The following is a 13285-nucleotide window of genomic DNA, read 5'->3' on the forward strand; positions in this document are numbered from 1 at the left end:
TGGACCAGATCACCCCTACGATTCAAGCATGAAAAAACGCCTCCGAGGAGTAATGCCAGTCACTTAAGAGCTATCGCTCATCCGTAGGGTGGGCGGGTCTCCCGCCCACGCGGTCTAGTCACACCACTGCAGCCCGTGCGGCTGTTCGTATCACAACTATCACCGCGTGGGCGGGCAAGCCGCCCACCCTACGATTCTCACTAACTGACCGGCATTCCTCCGAGGAGGCGCTCTTCGTCGTCGCGTGGAGCGATCAGCCGACCCACTTGCGCGCATTGCGGAACATGCGCATCCATGGCGATTCGTCCGGCCAGGCATCCGGCGCCCACGAGTGCACGACGGTGCGGAACACGCGCTCGCCGTGCGGCATCATGGCGGTGAAGCGGCCGTCTTCGGTCGTCACGGCGGTCAGGCCGCCCGGCGAGCCGTTCGGGTTGAACGGATAGGTCTCGGTCGCCTGGCCGCGGTTGTCGACGTAGCGCATCGCCTTCATGACGCCGGTCAGGTCGCCGGTCAGCGAGAAGTCGGCGAAGCCTTCGCCGTGGGCGATGGCGATCGGCGCCTGGGTGCCTGCCATGCCGGCGAAGAAGATCGACGGCGAGTCCAGCACCTCGACCATGCCGAAGCGCGCTTCGAACTGTTCCGACTTGTTGCGGGTGAACTTCGGCCAGGCGTGGGCGCCCGGGATGATCGATTTCAGGTTGCTCAGCATCTGGCAGCCGTTGCACACGCCCATGCCGAAGGTGTCCTGGCGCGCGAAGAACTTCGCGAACTGGTCCGCCAGTTGCGGGTTGAACAGGATGGTCTTGGCCCAGCCTTCACCCGCGCCCAGCACGTCGCCGTAGGAGAAGCCGCCGACGGCGATGATGCCCTTAAAGTCATCCAGCTTGGCACGGCCGGCGATCAGGTCGCTCATGTGAACGTCAATGGCTGTGAAGCCCGCTTCGTGCATGGCCCAGGCAGTCTCGATGTGCGAGTTGACGCCCTGCTCGCGCAGGATGGCCACGCGCGGACGCACGCCGGTCGCGATGAAGGGCGCGGCTACATTGTCGCGCAGGTCGAAGGTCACAATCGGCGACATGCCCGGATCGCTTTCGTCCAGCAGGCGATCGTATTCCTGGTCGGCGCAGTCCGGATTGTCGCGCAGGCGCGCAATGCGCCAGCTGGTCTCGCTCCACAGGCGGTGCAGGACGCTACGCTTCTCGCTGTAGATGACTTTCGCATCACGGGTGAACTCGATCACGCCGCGGTCGTTCACTTTACCGATGATGTGGCTGCAGGCGCCCAGGCCCAGCTCACGCAGCACCGCCATCACGGCCTGCTTGTCGTCCATGCGTACCTGCAGCACCGCGCCCAGCTCTTCGCTGAACAGCGCGCGCAGGGTCATCTCGTTGCGGCGCTCGCCCACTTGCGTGGTCCAGTTCTTGGCGTCGCCCCAGTCGGAAGCGTGCTCGCCTTCCATGGTCAGGATGTCGAGGTTCACCGACACGCCGGCGCGGCCGGCGAAGGCCATCTCGCACAGGGTGGCGAACAGGCCGCCGTCCGAACGGTCGTGGTAGGCCAGCAGCTTGCCTTCGCGGTTCAGGCGCTGCACGGCATTGAAGAAGGCCTTCAGGTCGTCCGGTGCGTCGACGTCCGGCACACTGTCGCCCAACTGCTGGGTCACCTGGGCCAGGATCGAAGCGCCGAGGCGGTTCTTGCCGCGGCCGAGGTCGACCAGCACCAGGGCGGTGTCGCCGAGGTCCGTGCGCAGCTGCGGGGTCAGCGAACGGCGCACGTCCGCCACCGGCGCAAAGCTCGAAACGATCAGCGACACCGGCGACACCACCGACTTGCTCGCACCTTCATCGTTCCAGGTGGTGCGCATCGACAGCGAATCCTTGCCGACCGGGATAGACACGCCCAGCGCCGGGCACAGCTCCATGCCCACCGCCTTCACGGTATCGAACAGGGCGGCGTCCTGGCCCGGCTGGCCGCAGGCCGCCATCCAGTTGGCCGACAGCTTGATGTCCGAGATGTCGTCGATCGCGGCGGCGGCGATGTTGGTGATCGCCTCGCCCACGGCCATGCGGCCCGAGGCGGCGGCGTTGATCACCGCCAGCGGGGTGCGCTCGCCCATCGCCATCGCTTCACCGACAAAACCGTCGTAGGACATGGCGGTGACGGCGCAATCGGCCACCGGCACCTGCCACGGACCGACCATCTGGTCGCGCACGGTCATCGCACCCACGGTGCGGTCGCCGATGGTGATCAGGAAGGATTTATCGGCCACGGTCGGGTTGAGCAGGACGCGGCGTGCGGCTTCGCCCAGCTCGATGCCGGTCAGGTCGATGGCCGGGAAGTCGTAGCGCACGTGCTCGACGTCGCGCAGCATCTTCGGCGGTTTGCCCAGCAGGACGTCCATCGGCATGTCGACCGGGTTGTTGTTGGCCTGCGGGTCGATCACCTTCAGCTGGCGTTCCTCGGTCGCAGTGCCGACCACTGCATACGGGCAACGCTCGCGCTCGCACAGGGCGGCGAACTTGTCGAGGTCCATCGGCGCGATCGCCAGCACGTAGCGCTCCTGCGATTCGTTGGACCAGATCTCTTTCGGCGCCATGCCGGATTCTTCGAGCGGCACCTTGCGCAGGTCGAAGATCGCGCCGCGCTTGGCGTCGTTGACGATTTCCGGGAAGGCGTTCGACAGGCCGCCCGCGCCCACGTCGTGGATCGAGATAATCGGGTTATCGGCGCCCATCTGCCAGCAGCCGTTGATGACTTCCTGGGCACGGCGCTCCATTTCCGGATTGCCGCGCTGGACCGAGTCGAAGTCCAGGTCGGCGGTGTTGGTGCCGGTCGCCATCGAGGACGCGGCCGAGCCGCCCATGCCGATGCGCATGCCCGGGCCGCCCAGCTGGATCAGGAGGCTGCCGACCGGGATCTCGTCCTTGTGGGTATGCTCGGCCGAGATGTTGCCGATGCCGCCGGCGATCATGATCGGCTTGTGGTAACCGTAGACGGCGTTCGCCGCGCCCACGTTCTGCTCGTAGGTGCGGAAGTAACCGCCCAGCACCGGGCGGCCGAATTCGTTGCTGAAGGCGGCGCCGCCGATCGGGCCGTCGATCATGATCTGCAGCGGCGAGGCGATGCGCTCCGGCTTGCCGTACACCGCGTCCACGCGGCCGGCTGCGCCTTGAGTGACGTCGCTCGCGTTTTCCCACGGACGCTGGGCGTCCGGCAGCAGCAGGTTCGAGACCGTGAAGCCGGTCAGGCCGGCCTTCGGCTTGGCGCCGCGGCCGGTCGCGCCCTCGTCGCGGATCTCGCCGCCGGCGCCGGTCGAAGCGCCCGGGAACGGGGAAATCGCGGTCGGGTGGTTGTGGGTTTCCACCTTCATCAGGGTGTGCACCAGCTCCGTCGACGACGCGTACTCGTTGCCGAGGCGCGGGAAGAAGCGGGTGACGGTGGCGCCCTCGATGATCGAGGAGTTGTCGCTGTAGGCGACCACGGTGCCGCGCGGATTCAGCTGGTGCGTGTTCTTGATCATGCCGAACAGCGACTTGTCCTGCTTGACGCCGTCGATGATCCAGTCGGCGTTGAAGATCTTGTGGCGGCAGTGTTCCGAGTTGGCCTGCGCGAACATCATCAGCTCGACGTCGGTCGGGTTGCGCTGCGCTTTCGTGAACGCTTCGTGCAGGTAGTCGATCTCGTCGATCGACATGGCCAGGCCGAGTTCCGTGTTGGCGCGCACCAGCGCGTCGCGGCCCTGCCCGATCACATCCACCGTCTCGAGCGGACGGCCTTCCAGTTCGTCGAACAGGCGCTGGGCCTCGTCGGCATTGCGCAGCACGCTCTCGGTCATGCGGTCGTGCAGCAGTGCGGCCACGAGCGCGACCTCGTTCTCGGCCAGCTTCTTCGGCGCGCCGATGCCGGTGCCGAGGATGCCACCTTTCAGCACCACGGTATAGCCGACGCCGCGCTCGATGCGGTGCACGTGCGCCATGCCGCAGTTGTGGGCGATGTCGGTGGCCTTCGAGGCCCAGGGCGAGATCGTGCCCAGGCGCGGGATGACGAAGAACTCCTCGCTCACGCCTTCGTAGAGTGTCTCGGCAGCCGGCTCGCCATAGGTGAGCATGGCCGACAGGCGCTGGGTGTCGTCCGTCGACAGCGGGCTGCTGGTGTCGATGAAGTGGTAGAAGCGTGCCTGGACTGCTGCAATCGTCGGTGCGACGGCCTGGAGTTGCGACAGGAGGCGTTGGCTACGGAAGGCGGAAAGGGCGTTGGAACCCGGCAGAATCAACATGGCTGAGAAGTTGGTTGATGCAGCGTAGCTGCTAGGGTGGAAGATAGCCCGCCATTATACAGTGTTGCAATGCAGCGTTGCATTCCCGCCAGCGTTGACCTTGTAGAACGGACATTTCTTGATCCTGCAGGAACTTATCGGTATTGTAACGGCTACATAATTACAAATGGTGCGAGATGCAAGAGAACGCCAACCTGTCGGTCCTGATCGTCGACCCCAGCCAGGGGATGCGCGGCAGCCTGCAAAACATGCTGAACCAGACCGGCATCAGCAAGGTCGAGTCAGCCGTGAATGCCAGCACCGCCATCAAGCAGCTCGGCAAACGCAGCTACGACATCATCCTGTGCGAATACGACCTGGGCGGCCCGTCCGGCGACGGCCAGGACGGCCAGCAGTTGCTGGAAGACCTGCGCCACCACCGTTTGATCACCGCCTCGACCATCTTCATCATGCTCACCTCCGAGGGCGTGTACGACAAGGTGGTCAGCGCGGCCGAGCTGACTCCGACCGATTACGTACTGAAGCCCTTCACCGTCGAGATGCTGAGCAGCCGCATCAAGCGCGCGCTCGAGCGGCGCACAGCCCTGCTCCCGGTATGGCAACTGGCGGCGCAAGGCAAGCCGGTGGACGCCATCCGCGCCTGCGCCACCGCCGCCATCGCCAGTCCGCGCTACGCGCTCGACTTCCTGCGCCTGAAGGCCGAGCTGCACGTGTCGGTGGGCGAACAGCGCGAGGCGGCCGCGATCTACCGCGACGTGCTGGCCGAGCGTCCGCTGGGCTGGGCCGGGCTGGGCCTGGCGCGCACCATGGTCGCGCAGGGCCAGTTCGAGGAAGCGCGCGACACCCTCGAGGCGCTGGTGCAGGCCAATCCGCGCCTGATGGCGGCCTACGACCTGCTGGCGCGCTGCCACGAACAGCTGGGCGCCAGTACCGACGCCCAGAAGGTGCTGGAAGAAGCCGTCTCGATCTCGCCGCACATGGTGCGCCGCCTGCGCAAGCTGGGTGAAGTCGCGATGGAAAACGGCGACGCCGAAGCAGCCGAGAAATCCTTCAAGCAGGTCGTGACCAAGGCGCGCTACTCGGAATTCCGCAACCCCGAAGACCACGTCAACCTGGTCAAGGCCCTGGTAACGCGTGGCGACGTGGCGGGCGCCGTCGGCGTGATCCGCGACCTGGAGCGCAGCATGCGCGGCAATGCCAACGTCGACGCCTGCAAGGCCTATTCGAACGCCCTGCTGCTGGAGAAGACCGGCAACGTCAGCGCCGCGGTGGCCGAGCTGTCGAACGCCGTCAGCGCGGCGCGCACCAGCAGCGGGCTGTCCTCCAATTTGCGGATCAACCTGGCCCAGGCCTGCCTGGAACACCAGATGGACGAGCAGGCCTCGAACGTCATGATGACGGTCATGCATGACACCTCCAGCGCGGTGACGGTGGACGAAGCGATGGGCGTGTTCGTGCGCGCCGGCCGCCCCGACCTGGCCGACGGCATGGGCCAGCAACTGCGCGCCCAGGCCCAGATCCTGCTCGGCGTGGCCGACGAGAAACGCAACATGGGCGATGTGCGCGGCGCGGTGCAAACCCTGCTCGAGGCCCTGCACATGGCGCCGGGCAACCTGCAGGTGATGGTCGCCGTCGCGGGCGGCATCCTGCGCCAGGTGAACGAACTCGGTTGGGACCACAGCCTCGCCGAAGTGGCGGACGAACAGATCGAGCGCCTGCGCGCGATGGACCCGGCGCATCCACGCCTGGCCGCGCTGCTGGACGAGTTCCAGCAGGCCAAGCGCAAGTACGGTATCTCGACGTGAACCGCACCCTGTCCCCGCGCGCCCGCGGCCGGCAATAAACGATGAAGATCGTCGACACCTACTTCCGGCTCCGTTCGGGCAAAGGCAAGTCCGGCTGGCTCATGCTGCCGGTACTGCTGTTGATGGTGGTCGGCGTGTATTCCCTGGTGCATGCCACCGGCGGCATCAAGTACGTCTATTCGCACTCGATGTACATTCCTGTCATGCTGGCGGGCCTGTGCTACGGCTGGTCCGGCGGCATCCTGATTGCCGTCATCGCGGGCATCGCCCTCGGTCCCCTGATGCCGATCGAGGTCGTCACCGGCGAGCCGCAAAAGGCCGCCAACTGGCTGTTCCGCACCGGCTTCTTCCTGTTCGTCGGCGTCCTGAGCGGCATCGCAAGCAATGCGGCCCTCGCCCAGGTACGGAAGCTGCAGTGGATGACCCGGCACGACCCGGCCACCGGACTTCCCAACCTGACCGCCCTGCTCGACGCGCTGGGCGCCGGCGACGCCAACCCGTCCGGCTTCGCGCGCCGCGCGCTGGCGGTGATGTCGATCCGGAATGCGCCGGAGCTGCGCACGGTGTTCGGGGTGGCGGTTGTCGAGGAAAACATGACGCAGCTGGCCGGGCGTGCGCTTGGCAGCCTGCCGCCCGGGGCCCGCGTGTTCCGCGTCAGCAGCGAGCAGCTGGCGGTGCTGTTCGAGGATCCCGAGGGCGCCTCGGCCGACACCCTCGCCCGCGTCGGCGCGGCCTTCCAGCTGCCCTTCCTCTACCGCGAGGTGCCGCTGCACCTCGACGTCCTGGTCGGCTACGTGGTGCTGGCCGACGCCGGCGTGGCCCCGCAGGATTACCTGCGCCGCGCCCAGTCGGCCACCTTCCACGCGTTCGAAACCGGCAGCGAGATCGCCCACTACCAGGTACAGCTGCACGACAGGACCAGGGACAGCCTGGCCATCCTCAGCGGGCTGCGCATCGCGCTGGAGCGGCGCGAGCTGCTGCTGCACTACCAGCCCAAGGTATGCCTGCGCACCGGCACCGTGCGCGGGGTCGAAGCCCTGATGCGCTGGAACCACCGCGAACGCGGCCTGATCGGGCCCGCCGTGTTCATCGAGCGCGCCGAGCAGAGCACCCTGATCCATGCGCTGACCGCATTCGCGCTGGAGACGGCCCTGGGCCAGGCGCTGCAGTGGCAGGCGCAGGGCATCGACCTGCCGGTAGCCGTGAATATCTCGTCGCGCAACCTGGCGCACCCGGACTTCGCCAGACGGATCCTGGATACGCTGGCGCGCTGCGGCGCCGCGCCGCGCCTGCTCGAACTCGAGGTCACCGAAAGTTCGCTGATGCTGGATGTCGCCCGCACCACCGCCGAGCTGCAGCTGCTCGCACGCCAAGGCGTCCGGGTTGCGATCGACGACTTCGGCACCGGGTATTCGTCGCTGGCCTACGTGCAGCGCCTGCCAGTGTCGCACCTGAAGATCGACCGCAGTTTCGTGTCCGACCTGATGAGCAGTCCCGACAGCCAGCACATCGTCGAAACCGTCGTGTCGCTGGCGCGCAAGATCGGCCTGCAGACGATCGCGGAGGGCGTCGAAGACGCGGCGACCTACGAACGGCTGCAGTCCCTGGGCTGCGACATGGCCCAGGGTTTCTACCTCGCCCGGCCGATGCCGGCCGACGCTCTGCCTGCCTGGCTCGAAGCCTTCGACAGCAAAATCTCGCGCATCCCAGCTTGAAGGCGATTGCAGCGCTGCAATCGGAGCTCGGCTTGGCGCGCATTTCGATTGCATCGACGCAAACGTCGACGGCGCGCTGGCGCACTAGCCTTCTTCGAAGATGCAGCCCACATAGGCCACGGTGATTCGCTCCAGACGCGCGGTGTCGCCGATCTGGCCAGGGAAGCGTTGAGCGGTCGACGCCGCGCACCCGTCCTCGCGTTCGTGCAGGCGCGCCTGGCAAGCGCCTTCGCTCAGGCCGTACTTGTTGCGGGCGCAGCTCTTCTCAAGACGGCCTGCCAGCTCTTGCAACAGCCTGGCGTCCACGCCGGACGCCTGCAGGGCTGCGTCGAGGGCCGCCCGGCCACGTTCACTGTCCTGCTGCTTGGCGACCACGATCGTCTCCGCCTCTGCCAGCCCCCGGCGCTCGATATACGAATTGGCGCCCCAGCCTAGCGCGAGCAGCGGGATGGCGAACAGCAGCAAGCCGAACTGACGGCCCGTCCCAACGTTTGCCGCGGCTTTATGCAGCGGCCGGGCAGGCTCGCCGGCCGCTGCGTTCACTTTGGCGTAGCAGACCCCGCAGCTGGGGCACTGCCAGTCCGGATTGGTGGCGTCAAGGGGGCGGGCATGGCTGCATTTCGGGCAAATCACGGCGATCCAACATCGATTCAGGCTGCAAGGAGCGCAAGTGTAGCGCCCGCAGGGCCCGGAAAAACGCGTGAATTGTCACAGGGCGGCCCTCGTCATCGAGGCGCCTGCGCAAGGCTGCCCAGGTGCTTGCCGAAGAAGGCGATGACGCTCGCATTCATGGACTCATGGAAGGCGTCCCTGTCGAAGTCTGCGCTGTCCGCGCACAGGAGCGGAGGCCCGAACAGGCCGCATGGCACCAGGAAGGAGAAATGCCCCGCTCCGGGAACCGAATGGAACTCGGCGCGCTGACCGAGTCCCTCGCGAACCATCCTGGTGTTGCTCGCGTACGGGACATGCGTGTCCCGCTCGCCGCTCCACAGCTGCACGGGAGCGCGTACCTCAGCGAGGGCGTCCGGCTGCATCAGGAATCCCAGGCCCGGCGCCGCGACGACGGCTGCCTTGATCCTGGCGTCGGGCGACAAGACATTGCCCGCCCGTGCCTGCGCAGGATTCAACAAGGGAGACCGGCCTTCGCGCAGCAGCTTACAGATGAACTCCGGCGTTCGGGCGCAATGGGCCGCGATCTGTCCCAGGTCGGGCCGGGCGCCAAGCGCGACAAGGACCGTCGCGCCGCCGGCGGAAAATCCGAAGGCGCCGACCCGCCCTGCGTCGATACCGGTTCGTCCCTCCCAGCGCCCCAGCATATGGTCGACGCTCGCGCGCAGCTGACGTGAACGCGCACCCAGCCAGGGCACCGTCCCGGCAGCGCTTTGGTCGGTAAAATTGTCGCCCGCGTGCATGGGCGCCGCCACGATGTAACCCGCTCCGGCCAGGGCAAGGGCGAGGTCGGCATGGCTGCCCGGTCCACCTCCGTTGCCGTGCGAGATCACGACCAGCGGCAGGCCGCTACCCGCTACCTCCGCATCGCGCGCGACCTTCATTAATCGCAGTCCCAGCCAGCTGGTCGGCCAGGGGCGCGCCTCGGTCGGATACCACACGCCGATGGGGAAGGCCTGTCCGCCCTCGTCCACAGCTTGGGTGATCTGGAAGCCCACCGGCTTTTTCGAGTCCAGCGCGGTCCAGAGCACCGCTCCGGCGAGTACGCAAGCCAGCACGGCCAGCAGCAGGAAGACGCGGCGTATCCATTTCATCGTCGTGGTCGCAAAAGAGGATAAGGCCCCTATCTTGCTGGCGAAGCGATGGACGATGCAACAACTACCTCTGGCGCATAAACCGCCGCATCAACATTCCGGCTTGCCGAAACCGCCCCCGCCCGGCGTCTCGATCACGAACAGGTCGCCCTGTTCCATGCCGACCTTGCCGATATGGCCCAGGGTCTCCAGGCTGCCGTCGGCGCGCAGCACGGTGTTGCGGCCCCGCTCCCCGGGTTCGCCGCCGGCCATGCCGAAGGGCGCGTGGATGCGGTTGTTCGACAGGATCGCCGCCGTCATCGGCTCCAGGAAGCGGACCTTGCGCACGCCGCCGTTGCCGCCGCGCCAGCGTCCGGCGCCGCCGGAGCCATGACGGATCTCGTAGCTCTCGAGCCGCACCGGGAAGCGGAACTCGAGGATCTCCGGGTCGGTCAGGCGCGAGTTGGTCATGTTGGTCTGCACCACGTCGGTCCCATCGAAACCTTCGCCCGCCCCGGAGCCGCCGGAGATGGTCTCGTAGTACTGGTAGCGCGCGTTCCCGAAGGTGAAGTTGTTCATCGTGCCCTGGCTGGCCGCCATCACGCCCAGCGCGCCGTAGAGGGCATTGGTGATGCAGGTCGAGGTCTCGACGTTCCCGGACACGACTGAGGCCGGATAATGCGGATTGAGCATCGAGCCCGGCGGGATGATCACCTTCAGCGGCTTGAGGCAGCCGGCATTCAGCGGGATCTCGTCGTCGACCAGCGTGCGGAACACGTACAGCACCGCCGCCATGCAGACGCTCGAGGGCGCATTGAAGTTGTTGGGCAGCTGGCCTGAGGTGCCGGTGAAGTCGATCTCCGCGCTGCGGTTCGTGCGGTCGACGCGCACCGCCACCTCGATGCGCGCGCCGTTGTCGAGCTCATAGCGGTACTGCCCATCCTGCAGGGCCGAGATCACGCGCCGCACGGCTTCCTCCGCATTGTCCTGCACGTGCCCCATGTAGGCGCGCACGACGTCCAGGCCGAAATGCGCCACCATCTTGTGCAGTTCCTCGACGCCCTTCTGGTTGGCTGCCACCTGGGCGCGCAGGTCCGCCAGGTTCTGGTCCGGGTTGCGCGCCGGGTAGCGCGCACCAAGGAGCAGCGCACGCGCCTCCCCCTCGCGCAGCACGCCGTCGAGGCCGTCCACCAGCTTGAAGTTGTCGATCAGGACGCCCTCCTGCTCGATGTGGTGCGAGTCCGGCGGCATCGAGCCTGGCGTCGTGCCGCCGATGTCGGCGTGGTGGCCGCGCGAGCCGACGTAAAAAAGGATTTCGCGGCCAGTCTCGTCGAACACGGGCGAAATCACCGTGACATCCGGCAGGTGGGTGCCGCCGTTGTACGGGTCGTTCAGGGCATAGACGTCGCCGGCTTTCATGGTGCCGGCGTTCTTGCGCATCACGGACTTGATGCTCTCGCCCATCGAGCCCAGGTGCACCGGCATGTGCGGCGCATTCGCCACCAGATTGCCGTCGGCGTCGAAGATCGCGCAGCTGAAGTCGAGGCGCTCCTTGATGTTCACCGAATAGGCCGTGTTCTGCAGGCGCAGGCCCATCTGCTCGGCGATCGACATGAACAGGTTGTTGAAGATCTCCAGCATGACCGGGTCGGCCGTGGTGCCGATGGCGCGCCGTTCGGGCAGCGCTTCCACCCGGCGCAGAACCAGGTGATTGTAGGCCGTTACCTGGGCCTGCCAGCCCGCTTCCACCACGGTGGTGGCGTTCGCCTCGGCGATGATGGCCGGGCCGCGCACGATGTCGCCGGCTTGGATGGCCGCGCGCAGGAACACGCCGGTGTCCAGCCAGGCGCCGCCGCTGAACATGCGGACGGTTTCGCCCGGCGCCGGCATCGAGCCGTCGGAGTTTTCACCCGCCCGCGCTTCGGCCGGCGCATCCGAGCGGCCGATGGCCTCGACCGACACTGCCTCGACCACCAGCGCGCGCGACGGCATCAGGAAGGAATAGCGGCGCTTGTAGGCGCCCTCGAAGGCCGTCTGCATGGTGTCCAGCTCGCCGAATGGCACGACGATGGCCGAATCGGTGCCTTCGTAACGCAGGTGCACGCGCTGCACCAGTTCGATGCGCTCCGGAGCCACGCCCTGCCCCAGCAGCTGGTCGCGCGCATTGGCGCCCAGCGCGGCCAGGCGCACCGCCAGCGCGTCGATGCCGGCATCCTTCAGGCGCTGCTCGACGGCCTGCTCGCGCATCGCGGTCTGGTCAGCCAGGCCCATGCCGTAGGCCGACAGCACGCCGGCCAGCGAATGAATGAACACGGTCTTCATCCCGAGCGCATCGGCCACCAGGCAGGCATGCTGGCCGCCGGCGCCGCCGAAGCTCGTGAGTGCGTACTCGGTGACGTCGTGTCCGCGCTGCACTGAGATCTGCTTGATCGCATTGGCCATGTTGCCGACCGCGATCTGGATGAAGCCTTCCGCCACTTCTTCCGGCGCAGGCGTGCTGCCGGTAGCCTGGCCGATGTGCTCCGCCATGGCGGCAAAGCCGGCGCGCACCGCTTCCAGGTCGAGCGGCTCATCTCCGCTTGCGCCGAACAGGCGCGGGAAATGCTGCGGCTGGATCTTGCCGAGCATGACGTTGCAGTCGGTGACCGCCAGCGGACCGCCGCGGCGGTAGCTGGCAGGGCCCGGGTTGGCGCCGGCGCTGTCCGGGCCGACGCGGTAGCGGGTGCCGTCGAAGTGCAGGATCGAGCCGCCCCCGGCCGCCACGGTATGGATGCTCATCATTGGCGCGCGCATGCGAACGCCCGCCACCTGGGTCTCGAACACCCTTTCGAACTCACCGGAAAAGTGCGACACGTCGGTCGAGGTGCCGCCCATGTCGAAGCCGATCACCCGCTCGAAGCCGGCCAGCCGGCTGGCGCGCACCATGCCGACGATGCCGCCCGCCGGGCCGGACAGGATGCTGTCCTTGCCCTGGAAAGCGCGCGCATCGGTCAGTCCGCCGCTGGACTGCATGAACTGCAGGTTCACCCCGGGCAGCTCGCCCGCCACCTGATCGACGTAGCGGCGCAGGATCGGCGACAGGTAGGCATCGACGACGGTGGTGTCGCCGCGCGCCACCAGTTTCATCAAGGGGCTGACCTCGTACGATACCGAGACCTGGGTAAAGCCGATTTCGCGCGCAATGCGGGCGGTCGCCGCCTCGTGGGCGGTATAGCGGTAGCCATGCATGAACACGATGGCGAGCGAACGCAGGCCGCGATCAAAGGCGCCCTGCAGCACCGCGCGGGTGGCGGCTTCGTCCAAGGGCAGCACCACGTCGCCGTGGGCGCCCATGCGCTCCTCGATTTCGAGGACCTCGGCGTACAGCAGCTCGGGCAGCACGATGTGGCGGTCGAACAGGCGCGGCCGGTTCTGGTAGGCGATGCGCAGTGCATCGCGGAAGCCGCGGGTGATGGCCAGCACGGTCGGCTCGCCCTTGCGCTCCAGCAGCGCGTTGGTGGCCACCGTGGTACCCATCTTGACGGCCTCCACCTGCACCACCGGTACCTGCTCGCCCGCGGCCAGGCCGAGCAGGTGGCGGATGCCGGCCACCGCCGCATCGCGGTACTGTTCCGGATTCTCGGACAGCAGCTTGTGCGTTACCAGCTGCCCGTCGGGCCGGCGTGCCACGATATCGGTGAAGGTGCCGCCACGGTCGATCCAGAACTGCCAGTCCATGTATGTACTCCTGCTGCGGGTAGAAAC

6 protein-coding genes are annotated in these 13285 nt (G+C 67.1%); 2 read left to right on the forward strand and 4 right to left on the reverse strand.

The window, feature by feature from the left end; genetic code table 11:
• Positions 1-253: 253 nt before the first annotated feature.
• A complete protein-coding gene (gene purL / locus LK539_RS21110; RefSeq protein ID WP_227803032.1) occupies positions 254-4279 on the reverse strand; it encodes a phosphoribosylformylglycinamidine synthase in 4026 nt (1341 codons plus the stop codon).
• A 176-nt stretch (positions 4280-4455) separates the two neighbouring features.
• On the opposite strand from purL, the gene LK539_RS21115 reads away from it, so the two are divergent.
• Together LK539_RS21115 and LK539_RS21120 are read left to right on the forward strand one after the other, a co-directional pair.
• Complete coding sequence (locus tag LK539_RS21115; RefSeq protein WP_227803033.1) at positions 4456-6084, forward strand: tetratricopeptide repeat-containing response regulator; 1629 nt, start codon at positions 4456-4458, stop codon at positions 6082-6084.
• A 41-nt stretch (positions 6085-6125) separates the two neighbouring features.
• Complete coding sequence (locus tag LK539_RS21120) at positions 6126-7799, forward strand: bifunctional diguanylate cyclase/phosphodiesterase (RefSeq protein WP_227803034.1); 1674 nt, start codon at positions 6126-6128, stop codon at positions 7797-7799.
• An 84-nt stretch (positions 7800-7883) separates the two neighbouring features.
• Here LK539_RS21120 and LK539_RS21125 read toward each other — a convergent pair whose 3' ends face one another.
• From LK539_RS21125 to LK539_RS21135, 3 genes are all read right to left on the reverse strand, one after another.
• Positions 7884-8264 carry a hypothetical protein gene (locus LK539_RS21125; protein WP_227803035.1) on the reverse strand — a complete coding sequence of 127 codons (381 nt, stop codon included), beginning with the start codon at positions 8262-8264 and terminating at the stop codon, positions 7884-7886.
• Positions 8265-8524: 260 nt separating this feature from the next.
• A complete protein-coding gene (locus tag LK539_RS21130) occupies positions 8525-9562 on the reverse strand; it encodes a dienelactone hydrolase (protein ID WP_227803036.1) in 1038 nt (345 codons plus the stop codon).
• Between the two features lie 90 nt (positions 9563-9652).
• Positions 9653-13258: a hydantoinase B/oxoprolinase family protein gene (locus LK539_RS21135; protein WP_227803037.1), complete on the reverse strand. Its 3606-nt coding sequence runs from the start codon at positions 13256-13258 to the stop codon at positions 9653-9655.
• Positions 13259-13285: the final 27 nt, after the last annotated feature.

This window comes from Massilia sp. IC2-476, from assembly GCF_020707295.1.
GTDB lineage: Bacteria > Pseudomonadota > Gammaproteobacteria > Burkholderiales > Burkholderiaceae_D > Telluria.